We start from the raw sequence: 22008 nt of genomic DNA on the forward strand, positions 1-22008 counted from the left end.
CGACCAACCTCACGAAGCTTTCGAGCAAGCAACCAAACCATCTCTTTTCGATCCAAGGCCACGATGGAACTCAGCCAAGGATCGAAAACAGGCTCAGGTGAGTGTGGCGGCCGGCTTTCCTCACCGGCCGCCACACTCGCTCGCCCCGCGCATCCGACGGACGCGTACGCCCCCTGCAGGAGGGTGCGTCAGGCCGCGGCGTGTGACGGTGCAGCCGGTGACCACCTCCGAGGTTTACCGGACCTCAACCCCGGCGTGGAGTACGGCGTACGAGACCTTCGTAAGGTATCGACTCGCCACGCGCCAACGGCGCCAACATGCGCTCGGGTTCCGGCACCGGATGCTCCGTCAACGGACTGGCCGCGCGGGGCGACGTGCTGGACTACCACTGCCACGCCTGGGGTGCCTGGCAGGGTGAGCGGCGTTACGCCTGGACCTTAGCTGCCGTACGGGACCCAGGCACGGCCGCCTGCGTCGTTCGTGCCGTACCAGTAGCGCGGCACTCCCTTGAGGCTGGTGGTGTGGAACGGGCGGCCGTGGTCGTCGATGCGGATCGTGCCGGTACGGCCCTGGGAGGACCAGTCGAGCTCGAGGTACCAGCGGGCGTCGTAGCTCTGTGTCGTCGCGTCGACCAGCAGCACCTCCGGGTCCTCGGCGGAGACGCGGTACGGGAAGTGCACGGCCGGGATGGTGTGTTCGCTGTCGGCGCCATCCTTCGGCCGGGCGATGGGGCGGTCGATGTCAAGGTTCACGGTGAAGCTACGGGGCGTGAGTTCACCACCGCAACCCTGGTCCATGGCGTACGCGTTCCCCGCGGCCGGGTTGCCGCGGCCGGCGATGCGCACGCGGAGCGCCTCCAGGACCACGGCCGTGGACGACCGTCCCTGCACCGAGATCTGCACCATCGTCTGCCGCCCGTGTACCGCGCCCTGTGTCGCCGCCCACGCCCCGGCGTCCTGCTGCACCGGCGGCGGAGGCACCTGCGCGGGCGGCTTGTCGATGAGGTAGTCGTGGCCGCAGCCCATGTTCCAGACCTGGGAGTCGGCGCTCCAGGTGAGGGGCAGGGGCAGCTCGTCGGCCGGCTTCGCGACCGAGGTGGGACCGCTGCCGGTGGCGGACGGGGCGGGGGCCTTCTGCCGGGGGCTGGGTGACCCGGAGCTCCGGGAAGGGGAGGGGGAGGGGGAGGCGGGGGCCGACGGTTTCGCCGAGCGGTGGGCTGCACCGGGGGCGGTCGTCCGCGGGGCCGCGGAGCGGGAGACGTCCGCCTCGGAGGAGCGGTCGTCCGGCAGAACGGACGTGATGCCCAGAGTGGCGAGCAGCGCGCAGGCGACGGCGGTGGCCGCCAGGATCCCTCGGCGGCGGTACCAGGGGCAGGGAGCGGGAGAAGGCGCAGGCTTGTCCGGGTCGGGATCGTCCGCGGACTGCCTCGCGGAACCGCTCTCCTCGATGAGTGCCTCGTTCGCGGCCGGTGTTGGCGCCGGAACCGCCGCCTCCGCCGTCTCTGCTGCGTCCGCCGTCTCCGCCGTCTCCGCCGTCTTCGCCGCCTCCGCCGAACCGGCCGTACGCACCCGCTGCCGAGCCGCCACCGCCGACAGCCACAGCCGGTGCAGCTCGAGCCGTTCCTCCGGTGTCGCCTGGCAGAAGGCCGCGAGCCGCTCCACGGGCGCGAAGTCCTGCGGCACCGCCTCACCCGCGCAGTACCGGTGCAGCGTGGAGGTGTTCATGCTGAGGCGGCGGGCCAGGGAGCCGTAGCTCCGGTCCGTGCGGTCCTTCAGTCGGCGCAGCAGCGCCGCGAACTCCTCGACGTCGTTTCGAATCGACACCGTTCCCCCGTCGTCCGCCCGCGATCCCGTGTCCCAGGCACACATATACCTGCACGTCAGATGGGCTGGGATGGTTCCACCGTCGCCAAAAGGACGGCAGTCGTTGCACCGGACTCCGGTGACCGGCGATGCTCTTGGTGTCGCACCGACCAGGGCCGCACCGACCAGGGCCGCACCGGCCAAGTGGCGTCGGGCGACGTCCGAGACGCATGCATGGCACTCATGCACTCACCGCACTCATGCATTCACCGTACTCATTCACGGGGGACACCCATGCCCAAGCGCACCAGATCAGGCGCGCTCCTCGCAGTCGCCGTCACGGGACTGACCGCGGCGGTCACGGGACCGGCCACCGCCGCTCCGAAGGCGCCCGGCTTCCTCACGGCCGCGGACCTGCCACCGCACCCCACCTCCTCCTGGACAGCCGGCAAGGTCACCGCCGGTGTACCGGAGGAGACGGACGGGGACACCTGCCTGCGGGCGCTGCCGGGCCGAAAATCCGCTTGGCACCGTGACTTCCGCACCGACCTCGACACGAATGCCCGGCAGGTCACCGTGGCCCTGCCCGACACCCGTTCGGCGAAGCGGCTGACCTCGTGGCTGAACAAGGACATCAAGTCCTGCGCGGTCCGCATCGAGCAGCACGACCCGGACACCGAGGCCACCGGCAAGGACTACGGGAGGCTGCCCGTCGAGGAGGGCGCCCACGTCTACGGCGTCCACACCGAGACCTCCTGGGGCGCGAGCGACATCCGTCTGCTGTCGGTCGGCCGGGACGGCCGCACCGTCACGGTCGTGCACTGGGCTCGGCTCGGCGGCTTCGACGCCGCTCCGGTGAAGGCATTCAAGAAGACGACCACCAAGGCCGTGAACAAGCTGCGCTGACGGAGCCGAGCAGGGCCGCCCTCCCGTGACGGGGGTCGGGAGGGCGGCCCGACACCGACGACCCCAGCGCAGCACGACCATTCGATCACTCGATCACTCGATCACTCGAAAACGGAGAACAGAACATGAACAGCAAGACCCGCACCGTCCTTGCCGCCGGCGTCCTCGCCGTCGCCCTTGGCTTCGGTGCCACCGTCCAGGCGTCCGCCGGGACCCCGCGCAGCGTCAGCGGCAAGCCGTCCGACAACATCACCCGCATCGCCGACTTCTACGGCGCCTACATCGACGCGGTGACCGACGAGGACAGCGGCGGTCTCGGGGAGGCCCTGCGCAGCCACTACCTCACCGCCGGCTTTCAGAAGGAACTGAACGCCTGGGAGGAGAAGAACCACGCCAACGGTGTCCTGCGCGCCCAGAACGTGCCCCTCGCCTGGAAGGTCACCGACAACGGCACCGCCGACTACACCGAGGCCGTGATCACCCTCACCTGGAGCAGGTCCAGCACGACCAAGCTGATCGTCGACATGACCCGCGGCAGCCACAAGATCTTCCACATCGGTGAGAAGGACATCGACGGGAAGTAACGCTGGGCAGTTCGCCTGGATCGGGCGGTAGTCGGTCCGGGAGTGCGGTCAACCGATGCGCGGGGGGCGCGGATCGGTCGAACGCACCCCCGGACCGGACGCCGAAGCGGGGCGGCCGCCGGAGAGATGACCGTGGGGCGACGATGACGGCACGGGGCAGAGCGCCCCTTCGTCCGCGTCCGGCGCGGCTTCTTCACGCCGCAGGCCACCGACTGCCCGTTCTTGAGACGAAGTCGGTCACCCTCGACTGGCCGGGCGCCCACACACTGCCCGTCACCGACGGTGCCGGCTCCCCGGTGGAGGCCGGCCCCGTCGGAAACGCCGGCCAGGGCGGCTGCCCCGCACGGCCTGAGCCCACCGCAGCCGACCGACGAAGCTCTGATGCTGTTCGGCATCATGAAGCGGTCGGGGGTGCCGGCCCGTCGTTGCGAGTCGGTCCGAGCGAGCGTTTCTGCCCGCCAAGAGCCGCCCGGCCCGGCAAACCGTTCCACCCAACCGGCCCCTCATACATGTTCGCTACACGCACAGCCAGGCGCGAACGCACACCACCGCGAGGCGCGCCCGCTAGGCCGTGTATCGAAAGTGGATCTTGGCCTGTGAATGATCACGGTTCATGGGGCGGGGAGATCTCACGGACGAGCAGTGGGCGGTGCTGGAGACGCTGTTGCCAAAGGGGGCGAAGGCGGGGCGACCGCCCGTCTGGCCTCGGCGGCAGTTGATCGACGGCATACGGTTCCGGGTCCGGACCGGTGTTCCGTGGCGGGACGTGCCCGTGGAGTACGGGCCGGGGGGCGGGTCTACGACCTGTTTCGCCGGTGGCAGCGAGACGGCACCTGGCAGCGAATCTTGACCCGTCTCCAGTCCTTGGCCGACGCGGAGGGTGCGATCGTCTGGGATCTGAGCGTCGACTCCACGGTTTGTCGCGCCCACCAGCATGCGGCCGGGGCCCGTAAGCAGGGTGGTCTGCAGAAGGAACCGCCGGGTGGTGTGTTCACGGAGCCTCGTGATCACGGACTGGGACGGTCGCGTGGCGGGTTCACCACCAAGCTGCATCTCGCCGTCGAGCAGGGGCAGAAGCCCATGTCGATCGTGGTGACGGCAGGGCAGCGTGGAGACTCGCCGCAGTTCGAACCGGTGCTGGAGAAGGTTCGCGTGCCCCGCATCGGGCGGGGCAGGCCACGTGTTCGTCCCGATCGGGTGCGGGCTGACAAGGCGTACGCCTCCCGCAGAAACCGCGCATACCTGCGCCGACGTGGGATCCGCTGCACCATCCCGGACAAGGCCGACCAGGCCCGCAACCGTCAGAAGCTGGGCTCTCGCGGCGGCAGGCCGCCGCGCTTTGACCCGGTTGACTACCGCGAGCGCCATGCGCTCGAGTGCGGGATCAACCGGCTCAAGAGAAACCGGGCTGTCGCCATGAGATACGACAAACTCGCGGTCCGCTATGAGGCGACCGTCCTTGTCGCGGCCATCAACGAGTGGCTGTGACCACACACGCGTACCGCCTCTTCGTTAATCCGTTGCCCAGGGGTCCGTCGGCCAGCTAGGTTCACCCAGCCGCCCGCATCGGTGCAGGCTGGCGCTGTCGACCAGGAGGTGTAGAGCACATGCGCACGAGTGCCCAGGAGTTGAGCTCGCGTACTGACCTGTGCCACCTCCTCACGACGGAGACACCTTGTCCCTTCGCATCACCTCACTGACCGACCCCGCCTGCGGGCCACACGGCCGGCGTCTTGTCTGGCTGGCGTCGGACGCGGACTCCATCCCAGCCGGGACCGCCTTCCTGCGCCTGCTCGACGGCGGACAGGAGCACCTCGCCGAGCTCGACCTGCGCGTTCATCCTGCGGAGCGCCGCAAGGGCGTCGGCTCGCAGCTCCTCAACACCGCCGTGGCCACCGCCCGGGACAACGCCCGATGCCGCGTCGTCGCGCAGGCAGAAGCCGGATCGCCTGGCGACCACTTCCTGGCAGCGCGCGGCTTCCGGAAGGTCCTCACCTTCAGGTACACCCGTCTGGCAATGGCCGAGGTGGACACCACCGTCCTGGCTGGGATCATTGAGCGTCCTCATCCCGGCTACTGGCTGACGTCATGGCAGGGAACCGTCCGCGACGACCTCGCCCAGACGTTCGCCGCCTCACGCCGCGCCATGGACGACATGCCCATGGACGACGCCGAGTATGGCACCGTGGCCTGGGACGTGGACCGCGTGCGGGCCGCGGCGAAGGCCGTCGAACAGCGCGGTGACCACCTGCACACCGTTGTCGCCATCGACGCCTCCAACGGCTCGATCGCCGCCTTCACCGAACTCGTCATCCCCGGCAACGGCACAGGTGACGGCCAGCACTACGGTACGGGCGTGCTGCCCGAGCACCGTGGTCACGGCCTCGGCCGGTGGATGAAGGCCGAGTCGATCCGACAAGCCCATAGGGACTATCCGGACCTCGATGGTCTCCTGACCGACACCACCGACAGCAACGCGCACATGCGACGGATCAACGACGGTCTCGGCTACACACCCACACACACGACACACCAGCATCAGCTCGACCTCTAGCAGAGAGCGGACGGGCCGGACCGGGGCATCACCCCGCCCGGCCTGTCCGCGCTTTCGATACACGCCCTAGCACCCGCCCCTCCTGGCAGCCGTCCGAACCCTTCCGTCCTCACTCAACAAGTTCAGCCGTACGGCAGCAGGGTCGCATCCACCTTCTCCCAGGCCGCCTTGAGTTCGTCGAGCAGCTGCGGCCGGTCGGTGGCGAGGTCGGCCTGTTCGCGGGCGTCGGCCGCGAGGTCGAACAGGTGGTCCTTGCCGTCGGCGTCGCGGTAGTACTTGACGTCCCCGCGCCTGAGAGCCCGGTTGCCGCGCACCCGCCAGAACAGGTCCCGCTCCGGAACCTCCTCGCCGTGCAGCAGGTACCCGGCCAGGCTGTGGCCGTCCAGCGGATACGCCGGGTCCGGGCGGGCGCCGGCCAGCTCCAGCAGCGTCGCCGTCCAGTCCGGCGTGTACACGGGGACGTGGCTGACCTGCCGGCCGCCGATCCGGGCCGGCCAGCGCAGGATCGTCGGCACCCGAATGCCGCCCTCCAGCAGGGATGCCTTCTCGCCACTGAGTGGCCACTGATAGGAAAAGCGCTCACCGCCGTTGTCGGAGGAGAACACCACGATCGTGTTCTCCTGCTGCCCGGAGCGGCGCAGCGCGGTCAGTACCCGGCCGACGGCCGCGTCCAGGCTCTGCACCATCGCCGTGTACTTCTCCACCGAGCCACCGTCGTTGTGCAGCAGCGCGCCGAGCACGTTGCCGTCGCGGATCTTCGCGGCGATCTCCGCGCCCGTCTCGGCGTCGTCCTCGGTGAGCCACGGCCAGTGGGGGGTGGTGAAGTTGAGGTTCAGCAGCCATGGCTGCTCGTGCCGCCGGCCGACGTACTCCACCGCGCGCTCGGTCAGCACCGTCGTGTAGTACCGCAGATCCTGGTACGTGGCGTCGCCCTCGTACAGGTCGTAGTCACCGAGCTGGCCCAGCTTGGAGAAGTACTCCAGGGCGCCGCCGAAATTGCCGAAGAACTCGTCCCAGCCGGACTTGGTGGGGCTGTAGTCGGGCAGCCAGCCGCAGTGCCACTTGCCGATCAACGCGGTGGCGTAGCCCGCCTTCTTCAGCAGCGAGGCGAGCGTCGGGTGGTTCGGGTCCAGGCCCTGGGTGCGGTTGGCGATCGGCTCGGCGAGCCCGCCCTTGGTGCGGCCCGGGAAGCGGCCGGTGTAGAGGCTGAACCGGGTGGGGGAGCAGGTCGCCGACCCGGAGTAGGCGTCGGTGAACCGCACGCCCTCCGCGGCGAGCCGGTCCAGGTTCGGCGTCTTGATGTGCGGGGCGCCGTAGACGGACAGGTCGGCCCAGCCGAGGTCGTCGGCGAAGACGAAGAGGATGTTGGGGCGTTTGCCGGGGCGGGCATCCGCGCGGGCACGGAAGGGACGCTCGACAGGGGGCGCGGCCTCGGCGGTAACCTCCGCACCGGCGACGGCGGTCACGGCACCGCCACCGACCAGGCCGGTGAAGGTACGGCGGGATATTCCAGGCATAAGGAATCCTCGAAAGCGGCCGTGCTCCGGCGCGGGCACGGCGAGGTAGAAATGCAGAAAGAGGTGAGGCCGAGCTTCAGCTACAGATCGCGCTGGCCTGACGGCACAGGTCGACATGGCGTCGCGCCACGAGCGCGACGCACGCCCCGGTGCGGACAGCGGACAACCTCATGATCACGCACGGTGCCAGCGCTCCGGACGGGCGTCAATAGGCCGCCGCACGCACGGGAGCGGTTTCATACGGCGTTCACGTAGGGCGCCCGGCCCCCTGGCCACGCCCACCGCCGATCGAGAACGGTGCGTGAGAGAGACCGGCCTGTACGAGGAGGCGTACGGCGGCCCTTACGGCGCTCACCGAGGAGGCGTACGGCCCTGACGGAACTCACCGAGGGGGCGAGGGAAGGATCGGAGGTTCGGTGCCGCCCGAATAGAGCATCACGGCGTGTGTGCACGCACCGTCACCGCACTCCTCGCAGACCTCTGGATCCGGCTGGGGAAACAGGTCCGCGCCCAAAGACCGGAGACGGTCCTCAACGCTGGGCCTTTTCGGCGACTCGCTCCGCATCGCGCATGAGCCCTTCCATCAGAAGTTTCCTGCTGTTGCGGCAGAAGAAGGTCTCGGTCACGTCCAGTCGACCGGTCTCGAAGAACTTATTGGCAGCCTGGCCGCCACGGCAGTACGCGAACAGGTCACATGCGGCGCGACAGGCGTCGACCCCGTCGAGGGCCTCGGCGACCCAGGGCGTTTCCTCGGCGCGTGCCAGACAGCCGGCCAGCCCGGACTCCCGCACATCGCCGACGGTGAACGGGCCGTGGTGCGCGGAGGAGAAGCCCGCGAGGTCCGGGCTGAGGGCGACCACCTGCCCGTCCCAGGTGACCATGGGCAGCGGATCGGCCGGCTGGTCGGCCCACCCCTCGGCGACTCCGGCCAGCTCCGCCCTGATGTACCGCCAGGCGTGCCCCACGTCACGCAGGGACATGCGCCGGTCGGCGCGCCCACGGGCCGCCAGCGTGGCCCAGAATTCCGCGACCATTTCGTCGTCGCAGACGGTCCACGTGTTCACGCCCTTGCGTTCCACCAGGTTCACTCCCAGAACGCGGCAGCCGAGAGCGGCGAACCACTGATGCAGCTCGGCCGCCTTGCGCGGGGACGGATCGGCCACGACGGCGATGGCGCCGAACTCGATGCCGTGTTCCTTGAGCAGTCCGATACCGCGCAGCGCGCGGTCGGTGGCGTCCCGGCCGCCGCGGTCCCGCCGGCCGGAACCGGGGCCCGGACCATCGACACTGACGGAGACCTTGATCCGCCGCTCCGTGAACAGCCTGCACCACGCCTCGTCGATGAGCGAGGCATTGGTCTGCACGGCGTGCCGCACCGGGTGCTCGCGGCCCGGGGGAAACCGGTCCAGCAGCCCTCGCAGGCGGGACACTCCCACGGTGAGCGGCTCGCCACCGTGCCACAGCACCGTGACCGGGTGGTGCTCCGACCAGGTGCCGACGGTGTCCGCGACAGCGTCGGCGACCTGGTAGGACATGACGCGGGCGAGCCCTCGGGAGGGCAGGTAGCAGTAACGGCAGTCGAGGTTGCACAGCGGGGTCGGCTGGAGCAGCACGAGGGAACTCGTCCTCGCGAGTCGCGGTCGGATCGGCGGCTGCCTCATCGGTTCCTCGTATCCCCGGGCTGATCAATTCGTTCCACCGCAGCGAGGTGTTCGAGCGTCTCGCTCTCACCGTGGTGGTCGGCCAGCTCCCGGAAGAGACGCAGGGCTTGGAGATGCGCGTCGCGAGCCTCGTCGCGGCGGCCCGCGCGGCGGAGCGTGACCCCGAGATCGTTGCCCGTGACCGCCTGCAGATGCCGGTCGCCCAGGTCCTGGTACTCCCGTACGGCGAGCAGGTGCGCGTCGAGGGCCTCGTCGAACCGGCCCAGCACGGACACGGCGGCACCGAAGTCGTTCCATGCCGTGGCAACGCGCTCACGAGCGCCCAACTCCTCGAACACCGCCCGAGCGGCGGTGTGCGCCGCCAGGGCCTCCTCCAATCGCCCGGTCTCCCGGAAGGCACGCCCCAGATTGTTCGTCGCGGTCGCCTCCCGGAACCGGTCGCCGACCGAACGGAACATCTCGCGGGCCCGGGTGAGCGCGACGACCGACTCGTCGAACCGGCCCAGCTTGAACAGGGTGCGCCCGAGGTTGTTCCAGGCCGATGCCTCGGCCTGGCGCTCCCCGCACGCGTGCACCAGCTCCCGGGCGCGTTCATGGGCCGCGATCGCGTCGTCGAATGCGCGCGCCTCGGTCAGGGAGAGCCCCAGCATGTCCCAGGAAACTCCCTCCTCGAACCGGTCGCCACGCTTCCCGTGGATCTCACAGGCCCGGGTGTGCGCCACGACGGCCTCCTCGATTCTGCGGTTGTTGCGCAGAGCCAGCCCGAGACAGTTCCATGCCTTGCCCGCGCTCAAGCCGTCGCCCAGCGCGCCTGCCGTCTCCGCGGCGCACCGGAAGACGGAGATGGCGTCGTCGAAGTACCGCTGCCAGCTGAGATACCCATGAAGGCGCAGTGCCAGTCCCAGCCCGGCGCGGGCGTGGGCGGGATCGGCCGCCCACAGCGCGGCATGGATGAGGCCGGTGCGCTCGCGCTCGAGCCAGCTCAGCGCATCCTTCCGGCCGCTGAAGTCGGCCGTCGGGGCCCGGCCGACACGGGCCTGCAGATACCAGTCGGCCGCCTCGGCCCGTCGTTGGTACTGAGCGAGGAGCCGGGCCCGCGCCTGCGTGCCCTCCTGTCGCAGCCCCTCCTGCCGGGACACCTGGTCCAGCGCATAAGCCCGCACCAGGTCGTGCAGGGTCCAACGACCCCGCACGCTGCCGGGTACGACCAGGTGGGCGCGGATCAGCACGTTGAGCTCCCGCCGCGGCAGAGCGCCGGCTCCGCACAGCACGGTGATCGCCTCGTCGGTCGTCTCCGACCCCGGCGCGAGCGCCAGGAGGCGGAACAGCCGCGCCGGTTCTGGACCGAGGCGGCGGTACGACAGGTCGAACGCGGCCCGCACACCTCGTTCGCCGTCGTGCAGGTGATCCAGGAGCGTGGCGGAGTCGGTCAGCTCCGACACGAGTTCCGCCACCGGCTTGCCCGTATCGGAGATCAGCAGAGCGGCTGCGATCTGCAGCGCCAGGGGCAGCTGCCCGCACAGCTCGCACAGCCGCCCGGTCGCCTCGGGGTCGTCCATGGCGCGTCGGTCGGCGGGGACCGCCGTACGCAGCGCGCTGTGCAGGACGTCCCGTGCCGCCTCCGGCCGGAGGATGTCCAGATGAATCAGGTGGGCACCTATTTGGGGCATGGTGTCACGCGAGGTGACGAGCACCCGGTGCGCGGTGTGGCCGGGCAGCAGCGGTCGGACCTGCCCGGGTTGCGAGGCGTTGTCCACCACGATCAGCACGCGACCGGTCGTGCGGGCCCGCTCGGCCAGGACCGAGCGGTACAGCCCGGCGCGCTCGTCCAGCGTGCCCGGCACATGCGCGGCCGCCACGCCCAGGGCGCGTAGCAGCGCCTCCAGGAGTTGTACGGGCCCGGCGGGTGTCTCGTCGTAGCCGTGACAGTCGACGAACAGCGCGCCGCCCGGGAACCAGCCGCGTTCTCTGGCCGCGTGGGCGGCTCGCAGGGCCAGAGCGGTCTTGCCCACACCGCCCAGCCCGGCCACGGCGCAGACCGGGACCGCGGAGTGGCCGGTGCCGACGGGAGCCAAGGCGGCCAGCAGCGAGCCGAGTTCGTCGTCGCGTCCGGTGAATTCGGTGACCGTGGGCGGGAGCGCGTCCTCTACGTGCGGCATGGGTCCGTAGTGGTGGTGATGCTCCACCTTCTTCCCGATCACTTCACTCCGGAATATCCCGTTCCTGAAGTCGATCCGATCCCCGCCATATATGTCCCCGCTCACACGGCCATCCTGCCCCGAAATGTGGCGGCAGTACCGCCGGCACCGGCGAACCGGCCGCCTACCGGTCCCACTGGTGTCACCGCTCGTCGGCGGTCTCGCCCGTGGCCCCGAGGGTGCGGTCCGGCGCGAGGGCCGTCAGCAGGTGTTCCGGTAGGGGATGCCCGGGAGGTAGGTCCTCCAGTCGGAGGGGGAAAGGCCCGTGCCGGTGCGTCGGCAGAGCGTGGCGGTCAGGTGCTCGGGCGCCACGTCGTACGTACGTCCGCCTCCCGCTGCGCCATGGCCACGATCAGCGCCGACCGGGTCTGCGTGGTGTGGGCCAGCCGCCAGGCGGCCACGCTGAGCCGCATCGCGGTGACCGGGTCGGAGAAGCGCATGCTGTCGGCGACCGCCGCGACGCGCACAGCGCCCGGCCGCGGCGGCGGCGCCAGGTCTCCCGCAGGACGTGCGACAGCAGAGGCAGACCGCCCGGTTCGCCGACGGTCTCGTCGACGACGAGCGCGGTCAGAGCGCGTTCGGCGATGGCGCCGCCCGCCTGGGCCGGTTTGACGATCACCGCACGCAGCTCGGCGGCTTCCACCGGCCCGACGAGCAGGCTGGCCTCCCCGAGCGCGTCGGCTCGCGCCCTACAAGGGCGGGAACCTGACCAGCTGGATGCGCAACAACGAGGCGTCCATCGCCATCTCGGACCACACCCGCTGCCCCGGCATCGGCCACTGAACCGACCCGCCCGAGATCACGCGGTGTCCCGCCCCGTGCGGGGCACCGCGTCCGCCTTCCGAAGGAAGTCCCTGACATGGCGTACCTCTCCGTCCCCGCCGGCGCACGCCGAGCAAGGCGCGCCCCGCTCGCCGGTGGCGCGCTGCTGCTGGCGGTCCTCACCGCCTGCACCCCCCGGTCGTCGCAGCCCCCCGAGCCGCCCGCTGCTGGGGCGATCCCGCACTCCGTCGGGGTCAGCGACCTCCACCTCCCCGTCGGGCGCTACATGCTGACTGTCGGTCAAGCCCTGGACCTCGACGAGGCGGACGACGCGGCCGTACGGGCCTGCATGCGGCGGCTGTCCGTGCCGTACCCGCCCGCGGTCCGTCCGCCGGCCGGCTCGGCGGCACGAGGCAGGCCATGAACGCGTACACGGTGCTGTACCGGCGCTCGGCTCACCGACGCCGCTGAATCCCGGACCTGGGGCTACCACGCCCCCACCGTGACGCCAGGCGCCGCCTCGGCGGAGACCGCGCAGCCGAAGCCGCCCTCCCCGGCGGTCCGGGGTGTCCTCACGGGAGCCACCTCGGGCTCGCCTGTCACGTCCCACCGGGGCCGGGCCGTCCCCAGCGGAGGGTGCCTGGGCGAGGCCGAGCACGTGCTCGGGGCGGCGGGCCCGCAGGGGCCGGGCACCGAGTGGGAATCTGGTTCGCGGTCGAATCGGCCTGCCAGAACGCGGCGATCGAGCAGCACCGCACGGAACCGGAGAAGGTGGTGACCGCCCGCGAGTGGACCGTGCGGGCGATCGGCCGGCTGACACACCGGCCCTCCCACCGGCGGTCCTGACAAACCGCACCGAGACGAGTCGAGCGACGCGACTGGGCGGATGGAGTTCAGGTGTAGACGTCCTCGACAGCGACTCGTCGCACGGTGCGCAGCGTAGACCGGAGACTGTCCAGATCGGTCGAGCCGAGCGCGAGGCGAAGCGCCTGTGGTGTGTGCTTCGAGGTGGTGAAGGGCTCCGCCGTGCTGACCGAGATGTGCCGGCGCGCGAGGGTGGCGGTCAGACGATCGGCCCGTGCGTCGTCGGGCAGCGTCAGCCACGTGAAGTAGGACGAGGGGTGGCCGACGAGTGGTAGGCCCGCAAGTTCTTGTCTGGCGAGTGCTTGGCGCGCCTTGGCGTCGTCTCGTTTCCGGGCTTCCAAGTGGTCCACCGTGCCGTCCTCGAGCCAGCGGCAGGCGATCGCGGTGATGAGGGCCGGGGTGTTCCAGGTGGTCGCCCGGATCGCGCGTTCGAGCGACAAAACCCTGGACGGCGGGGCGACGACGAAGCCGACCCGGAGACCGGTGGCGATGCTCTTGGACAGTCCCGAGACGTAGACGGTGATGTCCGGTGCACTCGCAGCCAGAGGCGGTGGAGGGTCCTCGACCAGGTAGGCGTACGCGGCGTCTTCGATGATGAGCGGACCGTGCCGCCGGGCGATCTCGATCAGACGGGTGCGGTCAGTCGCCGGCATGACCCAACCCAGTGGGTTCTGCAAGGTTGGCATGGTGTAGATCGCGCGCACGGGGCGCGTCGCGCACAGCTTCTCCAAGGCATCGAGATCCGGCCCGTCGCTGGTGGTGGGTATGGGCTCCAGGTCGAGATGAAAGGCTTGCGCGAGCACCTTGAAACCCGGGTAGGTGAGCGCGTCGACCGCGACGACGTCACCGGCGTTGAGCGCGGCCATGACGGTGACGGCCAGGCCGTGCTGCGCACCGTTGACGATGAGGATCCGATCCGCGTCAGGAGTGATTCCTCGACGCCTCAGGTGCCGTGCGATCGAGGCTCTGTCCTGGGGACGCCCTCGATGCGGCTGGTAGCGCAGCAACGAGTCGAGTTCACCGGAGGTGGCCACCTCTCGCAGAGCCTGCCGCAGGAGATCGGCTTGGCCGGGCAGCGACGGATAGTTGAAATTGAGGTCGACCGCATCCGTGGCGACGACTTGCTGATCGATGCCGTGACCGGCGGGAACCGCGATGTCACGTACGAACGTGCCGCGCCCCTGTTCGCGGCTCACCAAACCCATCGCTTCCAGCTCGGCGTACACCCGGGTCGCGGTCACCACGGCGATGCCCTCGCGGGCGGCGAGCCCGCGGTGTGTCGGCAGCCGCACGCCCGCGGCGAGCCGGCCTGCCCGGATGTCGGATGCGAGCGCGTCGACCAGGATCTTGTACCGCGAGGCTGCCATGCGCCGAATTGTATCCATGACAATTCTTTGACTGTTCCGTTCGCGGCTCCGTACCGTCGAGATCCACTCCTCCGGAAGGACAGCCGCCGTGCACATCGCCATCCTCACCTTCGAGGGCTACAACGAGCTCGACTCCCTGATCGCGCTCGGTGTGCTCAACCGTATGAAGACCGACGGCTGGCGCGTCACCATCGCCACCCCCAGCCCCAAGGTGACGTCGATGAACGGAGTGGTCATCGAGCAGATGTCCACTCTTGAGGAGGCGTGCGCCGCTGACGCCGTCATCGTCGGCAGTGGCATCGCCACCCGCGAGGTCGTCGAAGACCAGGCGATCATGAACATCCTGCGCGGCCTGGACCCCTCGCGCCAACTCATCGCCGCTCAGTGCTCCGGCGCGCTCGTGCTGGCCAAGCTCGGCCTGCTCAACGACATCCCCGCCTGCACCGACCTGACCACCAAGCCCTGGGTCGTCGCCGCCGGCGTCGAGGTGCTCAACCAGCCCTTCTACGCCAAGGACAACATCGCCACCGCCGGCGGCTGCCTCGCCTCGCACTACCTCGCCGGCTGGATCATCGCCCGCCTCAAGGGCAACGACGCCGCCGAAAGCGCACTGCACTATGTCGCCCCGGTCGGCGAGAAGGAGGAATACATCGAGCGCGCGTGGCGCAACATCACCCCCTACCTGCCCGCTCCCACACCCGCCCTCGTCTGATACCGGCGGCCGTCGCACCGATGCGGCACCGGACGCGTCCCGGGGGGCGCCCCTATGCTCTTGGTCGCAACGACTGTAAGACGTGGGAGTCGTCCGGCGCGACGGACGCCGCCGGCAAGACCAGGGTGATCGCGGACGGCGGCCACCGCGGCACCGGTCCGCCCATCCCGCACCGCTGCGAACGCGACCAGGCCGAACTCCCGGACTGCAAAGAAGAGCACAACCGCCCTCGCCGCAAGGTCCGCGCCCGCGTCGAGCACGCCTTCACCCGCGCGAGGACGTGGAAGATCCTCTGCGACTGCCGCCTGAAAGGCGAAGGCGTCCACTACGCCATGCTCGGCGTTCACACCGCCGTGCTCGGCATCGCTCGGCTGCACAATCTCGCCCTCACGGATGACTCCCGCCCCATACGAGACCAGAGAGGGCCAAGGGAGGCGGCTCCCCGCCTCTCCGGCTCCGAGCAGACTCAGTCGATGCAGAACTCGTTGCCCTCGATGTCCAGCATCGGGATGCACGCGTCATTGCCGTCATACAGCGTTTGCACGTGTACCGCACCGAGCGGGACCAGCCGCGCACATTCGGCCTCAAGTGCGGCCAGGCGCGCTTCACCCACGAGACCGGTGCCGACGCGCACATCAAGATGCACCCGGTTCTTGACGGCCTTCCCCTCGGGGACGCGCTGGAAGTACAGTCGCGGGCCCACTCCTGACGGATCTATGCAGGCGAACCATGAATCCCGCTGCTCAGGCGGCTGCGCACGATTGAATTCTTCCCAAGTGGCGAACCCCTCCGGTGGCGGCGGTACGACGTACCCCAACACCTCGCACCAGAAGCGAGCGAGGCGCTCAGGTTCGGCGCAGTCAAAGGTGACTTGGAACTTCTTGATCGCTGACATCGGCGCACCATAGCAAGGGGGGACTCCGCCGCTCACTTCACCAGGCAGATCCACCAGCGACTCCCCGTGGCGCCCTGGGCCACCCCGGACACCAAGTGATCAAACCGGACAGTCCACGAGAACGACGCGACCGTGGCGGCGGATGACCTCAGTGGTCCTCGGATCCAGTCCTGACCCATCACGCTCGAAGGAATCGACCTGACGCTCGACTTCCTCCGTACCAAAGGCGAGCAGACCAGCCGCCTCGAGCGGACCGGACCGGACCGGTCCCACTCGGGCTGCCCGCACCCCGCCGACGGCAGTAGTGACGGGCTCCGGCATCATGGCAGACCATCGGAGCCGGTCATCAGGGGAGCCGTCATGCAGTTCGTCGTCCACGAGCAACCGGTCGGACGCGCCTCGACCAACTACATCGCGCGCGCCGACCTGTCCCCCTTTGGCCTGGACGGACAGATCGAGCAGCTCTGGCTCAGGGCGGTCGGCGACGGGAGCTACGAGGTCGCCTGTATTCCCTTCTCCACCTACGGGATTGCCCTGGGCGACGTTGTGGTGCTCAACGACGACGACTACGTCAGCGAGGTGGTCAGGAACTCTCGGCATCGCACGCTGCGGCTCCTCTTCACTCCTGATCTGCCGCCCGCCGATCTCCAGAAGGCCGTTGCCCAGATCAAGGCCGAAATCATCGCGGCAGACCTTCTGAGTGAGTGGAACGGCGCACGCTTCGTCGCCGTCGATGTCCCGCCCGACGTCGAACCCTCCGGACTGTTCGCCGTCATGGAGGCAGCAGTCAACGCTGGCCACGCCTTCTGGGAGTGGGCTGACGCAACACCGTTCGTCAGTCCTTCGTGACCGTGGTCAGAATCAGGGCATGGATGTCCCCAAGCTGCTGGAAGCCGCCTCCCTGCTGGTCCCCGCAGGAATCGCCACCGAGAACGACATCACGATCAACGACGTCTGGGACTACCTCACCCACGATGAGTGGGAGGCGGCCCTCGGGCTGCTGGAGGAACTCGGCGACGTCCGCCCGCTTCCGCTCGGCTTCTGGGAGACCCTCGCCACGGCCGCCGAGCACATGCAGCTGAAGAACAGCGCCGCCTGGTGCCACTGGCGCTGCTACGAAACCCGCAACGGGACCATCCGAGCTGACCTCACCCTCCGACCGGCCAGCGAGAGCCGACGGCGGACCCCCGTCTCCGGAGCCGGCCTTCTCCGGCCGATGTGGAACATCGGAAATCGAATTCCGACCGGCGAACCGACCCTCAACATCGCGAGGATATGGGTCGAATTCACGCCTTTCCTGGGACCCGGCGAGCGAGCCTCGGTGCGACTCGGACCCCTTGACCCGTCAGAGTGGCGCCACCTTGAGCCCGGCCGAACGATCACCATGCACGAAGACCGGACCCTCGCTGGAACGGCTGTCGTCCTGGAAGTCCACGGCCCTACGGCCACGCCCACCCCATAGAACCCCGACCACCGCCCCTGCCGTGGTGCGGAGAACGTCCAGATCCATCCACGCGCTGTCCGGTCCAGTGAGTTCTGAGGTGACGTTGCCGTCGTCGTCGAGGAGGCATTGATGGCCGCGCCGGCGAGCAGCGCGGTGGGCGTGCCCCGGTAGCCGCAGACGCGGTGATCGTGACGGTCGCCCCGAGCTGCACGGCGGTGTAGGACGCGACGTGGCAAGCCGCTGCGCGGCCACCGAGGGTGCTGGTGGTCATGGCCGGCCGGGTGGAGTCCGGGGTGGCGGCCGTGCCGTCGGCGTGGAGCGGGTCCTCGCCGTACCGGCGCTTACGAGCCGGGGCGGGGACGCGTAGCGGAGCTGGCAGACCGGGCCGTCGTCGGTGAAGGCGTGCGCTGGCCGAAGCTTCCCGCAGCCGACGCACTCGTGTTCCGGCCTGGGAGCACATGCCTGAGAAGCTGTGTCTGAGGCTCGCATGATCAAAATGAGCTGGCCTTGGACAGGTTCTGATTTATGAAATCTGTGCGGTCAGGGGCTTGTCGCTTCGGGCGGGCTGCCCGAAGCGAGGGGCCCCGTGCTCGTCGTCACCTTGCGGCCCAGTCGTCGCTGGTGCCTCCGCGGTTTAAGCGGCGCCTGTCTTGTCGTTGATCTGGAAGCTGATCACGTCGACTTCGTCGGTTCCCGCCAGATCTGGGTAGTGGCCCTTGAGGCATTCCCGGAGTTCGGTTGCGGTCGTCAGTCCCTCGGCTTGGGCGTCCTGGGCGGTGAGGTCGCTGACCAGGCAGTGCCTGATGCCGGTCACCTCTGCCAGCAGGACGACTTCGGGGTCGCTCTCGAACACCAGCCGCGCCGGCCCGAGCTGGGCCGGGTCCCGGAAGCGGGTGGTCTTGGTCTTGGTGCCGGAGCGGACGTCTTCAAGGTAGCGGGGGTGGAACCGGATGATCGGGGGACCAGCCGTCTCGGGGTCTTGGTAGAGCGATGGGTCGAGACCGTTCATGCCTTCCGGGGTCCATCGCTGAGTCAGCGGCATCAGGTCGGCGGCGAGAACGGACCTGGGCCCTGCGGGCGTGGGCACGATGACGCGCATGGTGGGGTAGTAGTCCACGAAGACCTGCCGATCGCGCCCGCAAGGGCCGATGACCCCGCGCCCGTGGTTTCCCACGGCAACGATGCAGCGCATCTGGCGGGCGCCCTGGGCTCGTGCGGCTCCCAGAGCCACGAGTTCGGCGCAGGGTCCGCCGGTGAAGTGGTAGAGGTTCACGCCGGCGAACATCCGGTAGTCGGCGGCCATGACCGCGGCGCCCATCGTGTGGATCCCGTCTTCGGCGGGCCCGGCGTCGGTATGCGCGTCTATCGTGCGGCGTGCCAGCTCCACGAGCTCACGCTCGTCATCATCGAGAGCTCGTGCAGATGACGGTACGTACACCTTTTCAGCCTTCCCTTCCGTCAATAGTCGCCGAAGAGCATTCCACGCCACGCAGGTGGGTTCCACGGGATTTCGGCTTGCCTTGACTGCGCCCCTATGACACAGACGGCGCCGTCCTCGCAGCGACGGACTGGTTTCCGGTTGCGTCCGCATCCGGCGCACTCCTCGAGGACCTGCGGATCGCTGCCGTAGCAGCGTCGGCGGATCGGGGTCCCTCTTCGCGGCGGGTGACGGTGTGTCCGTCCCGGCCGCAGCGGGCACAGGGCGGTGTTGCGTCCCATGCAATTCCTCCCGTTTCTCGGTGGGGGAGGTCTGGGAGGACTCGCAGGTGCACGTTCAGGTGTAGGGCTCGGGGCGGGTGTCCTCACGGGTGGCCGTGACCGTGGTCTGGGTGCCGTCGTGGCGACCCTCCGCGTGTACGAGCACGCTCGATCGAGTCGTACGGACGACGGGCCTTCCCGGCTCCCGGGAAGGCAGGCGGATCAGCGCAGTCCAGCGAAGAGGTCGTGCTCGGGCACGGGCGCGCCGGTGGTGTCCTGGACGCGTACGAAGGTCTCGACGCCCATCAACTCGGTGAACCGTTTCTGGCCCATCTTCAGGAAGAAGATGTTCTCGCCCTGGCTGGCGTGCGCGGCGAGCGCATCGAACTTCTGACCGCCGAACGCGGTGGTGTCCACCCAGGTGGTGATCTCCTCGTCGGGGAGACCGATCTCGGCCATCGCGGCGGCCTCGGCCGGATCCGGCTCCTGCCAGTCCGCACTGAACTCGCGCATGGCCTCCCCGAAGCGCTGCATCGTCGAGCGGGGCGCCGTCGTCCAGTACACCTTGGGTATCGGCACGGTCATCGCCAGCGCCGCCATCGTGATGCGGTTCGCCTGGATGTGGTCGGGGTGGCCGTAGAAGCCGTTCTCGTCGTAGGTGACGACCACATCGGGCTGGTAGCGGCGCATGAGTTCAGCGAGTCGAGCAGCCCCCTCTTCCACGGGTATCTGCCAGAAGGATCCGGGAGCGTCGTTGGTCGGCCAGCCCATCATCCCGGAGTCGGCGTAGTCCAGCGTCTCCAGGTGACCGACCTTAAGGATGGAGCAACTTTCCTCAAGTTCCTGACGCCGCATCAAGGCGACGGCTGCCGGATCGTGCCCCGGCTCGCCCGGCTTGACGCCCCCCGGGCCGTCACCGCAACCACCGTCGGTACACGTGACAAGGACCGTACGGATGCCCTCCGACGCGTACCGTGCGAGGACACCTCCCGTTCCAGTGGCCTCATCGTCGGGGTGAGCGTGCACCGCCATGAGCGTCAGGGGCGAGTCATTCATGAAAAGGTCCTCCTGGGTGACAAAGTCTCGGAACAGTTCGCGGCAGGTGTATCAACAGCGCCCCGACGTCGGCGTGGCCGGTGTGCCACGGACTCGGGGCCCGGATCGCGTCGGGGCGGACGATCTCTCGGTCACTCTGTACCCCGCCCCGCCGCGCCGGGGGTCCCGGCCGGTGCAACAGCGTCGTCCGGATCATTTGTTCCCGCCACGCACGGGAACACCCTTGGGTCTTGACGCTCACTCTCTGCATCTTGCCTGTGGACTTCCCCATGAGCCTTCACGGGTTCGTCTGATGTCTCCTCGTGCTCGCAATGCCTGGAGTAACAGGTCGGCGTCGAGTGCGTGCCTGCACACGGTCGAGTCGAGGCACTGCACAGCAGGTCGGGTACGGTCGGGGGACTGGCTGACGTGCTCGGCAGTCCTCAACGACCACCGCGCTCGCGGGCGGGGAAAGATGCCGCCCGCCCACAGCGCGTCGAAGGCACCCTGCGTCTACGCGACCGGGCGACGCAGGTGCGGTGTGCCTACAGGTGTGACGCCAACGCGGCGTACACCTTCTGCCAGGCGTCGGCGCCGGCCTGGGGGTCGTAGTCGGCCGGGCGGTCGGCACAGGCGAAGCCGTGGCGGGCTCCCGGGTAGGTCACCAGCTCGTGCGGTACCTCGGCCTTGGTGAGTCGCTGATCGGCCTCCTGCCATTCCTCGGCCGCAATGATGTGGTCCAGCTCGCCGCGGAAGCCCAGCACGAACGCGCCGCCCGCGGCGATCCGCTCGCTGGTCTCCAGCGGAGGCACGGGACCGACCAGCGGAAAGCCGCTGTTCAGCAACCATCCCGGGTAGAAGACCGCGGCCAACTCGAAGCTCAGCTCGGTCGCCGCCCGCACCGCGATGTGACCTCCCATGCTCAGACCGAGGAACGCCGCGCCACGCTCCCCGGCCTCGGCGCGCGCCGCTTCCAGCGCCGCGGAAGCGTCGGCCACCAGCTCGTCGCGGTCCAGCGCACGCATCAGCACCAGGCCGGCCTCGCGCTCCTCGGACGAGTATCCGAGTTCTGTGCGGCGGGCATTGCGCCAGTAGTAGTCGGGCGCGAGCGCGACATACCCGGCCGCCGCCAACTCCGCGCAGGTCCCGCGCACATAGGCGTTGACTCCATACAGTTCGGAGCAGACCACCACGGCGCCCCGCACCTCACCCGAGGGTCGGTGCACGTACGCCTCGATGCCGCCTGCCTCGCCGAGTGTCTCCCACTGACCTGTCATGACTACCCCCGTGTCTGAAGTGGCGACTTAACTCTAGTGACCGGAGTCGGAGATTCGTCGGCAGTAGCCGTTACCACAACTGATCTTGGCCTGAAGGTGGTTGGTCAGGATTGGATGCTGGGGAGCGCCGCCGCCACGGTCGCGTCGTTCTCGTGGACCGTCCGGTTTGATCACTTGGTGTCCAAGGCGGCGGCCCAGGATGCGACGGGTGACGGGCGGATCCACCTGGGGAAATGAGCGGCAGGGTCCCCCCGGTACGCGGTACGGTGCGCCGATGTCAGCGATCAAGAAGTTCCAAGTCACCTTTGACTGCGCAGAACCTGAGCGCCTCGCTCGCTTCTGGTGTGAAGTGTTGGGATACGTCATACCGCCGCCACCGGAAGGATTCAGCACCTGGGACGATTTCAACCGCACCCTTCCTCCTGAGAAGCAGGGATCATGGTTCGCCTGCAGTGATCCCTCAGGCGTGGGCCCGCGCCTGTACTTCCAGCGCGTCCCCGAAGGCAAGAGCGTAAAGAATCGGGTGCATCTCGATGTCCGGGTCGGCACCGGGCTCGTGGGGGACGAGCGCCTCGCCGCGCTCGAAGCCGAGTGCGCACGACTGGTCGCGCTCGGTGCGACACACGTGCAAACGCTGTACGCCGATGAGGAAAACGAGTCGTGCATCCCGATGCTGGACATCGAGGGCAACGAGTTCTGTATCGACTGAACATTCTGCGAGCCGGGGAGGTG

General features: G+C 69.1%; 21 protein-coding genes and 3 pseudogenes. 12 read left to right on the forward strand and 12 right to left on the reverse strand.

Annotated elements, in window-relative coordinates:
- Positions 1-437: 437 nt before the first annotated feature.
- Positions 438-1868: a helix-turn-helix domain-containing protein gene (locus ACIGYR_RS38585; protein ID WP_399608889.1), complete on the reverse strand. Its 1431-nt coding sequence runs from the start codon at positions 1866-1868 to the stop codon at positions 438-440.
- 228 nt (positions 1869-2096) lie between these two features.
- Between ACIGYR_RS38585 and ACIGYR_RS38590 the strand changes: the two genes are divergently transcribed.
- The 5 genes and pseudogenes from ACIGYR_RS38590 to ACIGYR_RS38610 all read left to right on the forward strand — a co-directional run bounded on the left by ACIGYR_RS38590 (position 2097) and on the right by ACIGYR_RS38610 (position 5846).
- Positions 2097-2708: a hypothetical protein gene (locus ACIGYR_RS38590; protein ID WP_399608891.1), complete on the forward strand. Its 612-nt coding sequence runs from the start codon at positions 2097-2099 to the stop codon at positions 2706-2708.
- 125 nt (positions 2709-2833) lie between these two features.
- Positions 2834-3292 (forward strand): hypothetical protein, encoded by a 459-nt coding sequence (locus tag ACIGYR_RS38595; RefSeq protein WP_399608894.1) that lies wholly within the window; start codon positions 2834-2836, stop codon positions 3290-3292.
- A gap of 215 nt (positions 3293-3507) precedes the next feature.
- Positions 3508-3627 (forward strand): annotated as a pseudogene (locus ACIGYR_RS38600) (DUF4232 domain-containing protein); the annotation flags it as partial.
- A gap of 278 nt (positions 3628-3905) precedes the next feature.
- Positions 3906-4780 (forward strand): IS5 family transposase gene (locus ACIGYR_RS38605; RefSeq protein WP_399608896.1). Its coding sequence is split into 2 segments (ribosomal slippage): positions 3906-4080 and positions 4080-4780, totalling 876 coding nucleotides; the frame shifts between segments, so codons are not numbered across the junction.
- A 187-nt stretch (positions 4781-4967) separates the two neighbouring features.
- Positions 4968-5846, forward strand: coding sequence for a GNAT family N-acetyltransferase (locus ACIGYR_RS38610; RefSeq protein WP_399608899.1), 879 nt, complete (start codon positions 4968-4970; stop codon positions 5844-5846).
- A gap of 122 nt (positions 5847-5968) precedes the next feature.
- On the opposite strand, the gene ACIGYR_RS38615 is transcribed toward ACIGYR_RS38610, so the two are convergent.
- The 6 genes and pseudogenes from ACIGYR_RS38615 to ACIGYR_RS38640 form a co-directional block, all read right to left on the reverse strand.
- Positions 5969-7363 carry a sulfatase gene (locus ACIGYR_RS38615; RefSeq protein WP_399608902.1) on the reverse strand — a complete coding sequence of 465 codons (1395 nt, stop codon included), beginning with the start codon at positions 7361-7363 and terminating at the stop codon, positions 5969-5971.
- Between the two features lie 76 nt (positions 7364-7439).
- Complete coding sequence (locus ACIGYR_RS38620) at positions 7440-7535, reverse strand: putative leader peptide (RefSeq protein ID WP_391836847.1); 96 nt, start codon at positions 7533-7535, stop codon at positions 7440-7442.
- 358 nt (positions 7536-7893) lie between these two features.
- On the reverse strand, positions 7894-9024 hold the full coding sequence (gene amcB, locus ACIGYR_RS38625) for a cyclophane-forming radical SAM peptide maturase AmcB (RefSeq protein WP_399608905.1): 1131 nt from the start codon (positions 9022-9024) through the stop codon (positions 7894-7896).
- Positions 9021-11183, reverse strand: coding sequence for a tetratricopeptide repeat protein (locus ACIGYR_RS38630; RefSeq protein ID WP_399608908.1), 2163 nt, complete (start codon positions 11181-11183; stop codon positions 9021-9023). The genes amcB and ACIGYR_RS38630 overlap by 4 nt, the downstream gene beginning before the upstream one ends.
- A gap of 332 nt (positions 11184-11515) precedes the next feature.
- Positions 11516-11689, reverse strand: a complete 174-nt coding sequence (locus tag ACIGYR_RS38635; protein ID WP_399608911.1) for a hypothetical protein — start codon at positions 11687-11689, stop codon at positions 11516-11518.
- A pseudogene (locus ACIGYR_RS38640) lies at positions 11689-11913 on the reverse strand (hypothetical protein); the annotation flags it as partial. The pseudogene ACIGYR_RS38640 and the gene ACIGYR_RS38635, both read right to left, overlap by 1 nt.
- Before the next feature lie 168 nt (positions 11914-12081).
- On the opposite strand from ACIGYR_RS38640, the gene ACIGYR_RS38645 reads away from it, so the two are divergent.
- Positions 12082-12408 carry a hypothetical protein gene (locus ACIGYR_RS38645; RefSeq protein ID WP_399608913.1) on the forward strand — a complete coding sequence of 109 codons (327 nt, stop codon included), beginning with the start codon at positions 12082-12084 and terminating at the stop codon, positions 12406-12408.
- A 272-nt stretch (positions 12409-12680) separates the two neighbouring features.
- Entirely contained in the window at positions 12681-12830 is a 150-nt protein-coding gene (locus ACIGYR_RS38650) for a hypothetical protein (RefSeq protein ID WP_399608915.1), read from the forward strand.
- Positions 12831-12877: 47 nt separating this feature from the next.
- Here ACIGYR_RS38650 and ACIGYR_RS38655 read toward each other — a convergent pair whose 3' ends face one another.
- Positions 12878-14215: a PLP-dependent aminotransferase family protein gene (locus ACIGYR_RS38655; RefSeq protein WP_399608917.1), complete on the reverse strand. Its 1338-nt coding sequence runs from the start codon at positions 14213-14215 to the stop codon at positions 12878-12880.
- Positions 14216-14303: 88 nt separating this feature from the next.
- Between ACIGYR_RS38655 and ACIGYR_RS38660 the strand changes: the two genes are divergently transcribed.
- A complete protein-coding gene (locus ACIGYR_RS38660) occupies positions 14304-14927 on the forward strand; it encodes a DJ-1/PfpI family protein (RefSeq protein WP_399608920.1) in 624 nt (207 codons plus the stop codon).
- 44 nt (positions 14928-14971) lie between these two features.
- Positions 14972-15316 (forward strand): annotated as a pseudogene (locus ACIGYR_RS38665) (transposase family protein); the annotation flags it as partial.
- A gap of 77 nt (positions 15317-15393) precedes the next feature.
- On the opposite strand, the gene ACIGYR_RS38670 reads toward ACIGYR_RS38665, so the two are convergent.
- A complete protein-coding gene (locus ACIGYR_RS38670) occupies positions 15394-15822 on the reverse strand; it encodes a VOC family protein (RefSeq protein WP_399608922.1) in 429 nt (142 codons plus the stop codon).
- Between the two features lie 360 nt (positions 15823-16182).
- Between ACIGYR_RS38670 and ACIGYR_RS38675 the strand changes: the two genes are divergently transcribed.
- The gene (locus tag ACIGYR_RS38675; RefSeq protein ID WP_399608923.1) at positions 16183-16671 is read left to right on the forward strand and encodes a DUF4265 domain-containing protein; all 489 of its coding nucleotides are present in this window, start codon (positions 16183-16185) and stop codon (positions 16669-16671) included.
- 19 nt (positions 16672-16690) lie between these two features.
- Positions 16691-17284 (forward strand): hypothetical protein, encoded by a 594-nt coding sequence (locus ACIGYR_RS38680; RefSeq protein ID WP_399608925.1) that lies wholly within the window; start codon positions 16691-16693, stop codon positions 17282-17284.
- 616 nt (positions 17285-17900) lie between these two features.
- On the opposite strand, the gene ACIGYR_RS38685 is transcribed toward ACIGYR_RS38680, so the two are convergent.
- The 3 genes from ACIGYR_RS38685 to ACIGYR_RS38695 form a co-directional block, all read right to left on the reverse strand.
- Positions 17901-18653 carry an ASCH domain-containing protein gene (locus tag ACIGYR_RS38685; RefSeq protein ID WP_399608927.1) on the reverse strand — a complete coding sequence of 251 codons (753 nt, stop codon included), beginning with the start codon at positions 18651-18653 and terminating at the stop codon, positions 17901-17903.
- A gap of 533 nt (positions 18654-19186) precedes the next feature.
- Positions 19187-20020: a PIG-L family deacetylase gene (locus ACIGYR_RS38690; protein ID WP_399608930.1), complete on the reverse strand. Its 834-nt coding sequence runs from the start codon at positions 20018-20020 to the stop codon at positions 19187-19189.
- Between the two features lie 524 nt (positions 20021-20544).
- A complete protein-coding gene (locus ACIGYR_RS38695; RefSeq protein ID WP_399608932.1) occupies positions 20545-21276 on the reverse strand; it encodes a dienelactone hydrolase family protein in 732 nt (243 codons plus the stop codon).
- Between the two features lie 274 nt (positions 21277-21550).
- Between ACIGYR_RS38695 and ACIGYR_RS38700 the strand changes: the two genes are divergently transcribed.
- On the forward strand, positions 21551-21985 hold the full coding sequence (locus ACIGYR_RS38700; protein ID WP_399608935.1) for a VOC family protein: 435 nt from the start codon (positions 21551-21553) through the stop codon (positions 21983-21985).
- The last annotated feature ends 23 nt before the right edge of the window (positions 21986-22008 follow it).

The organism is Streptomyces sp. NPDC053076 (assembly GCF_044546845.1).
Classification (GTDB): Bacteria; Actinomycetota; Actinomycetes; order Streptomycetales; family Streptomycetaceae; genus Streptomyces.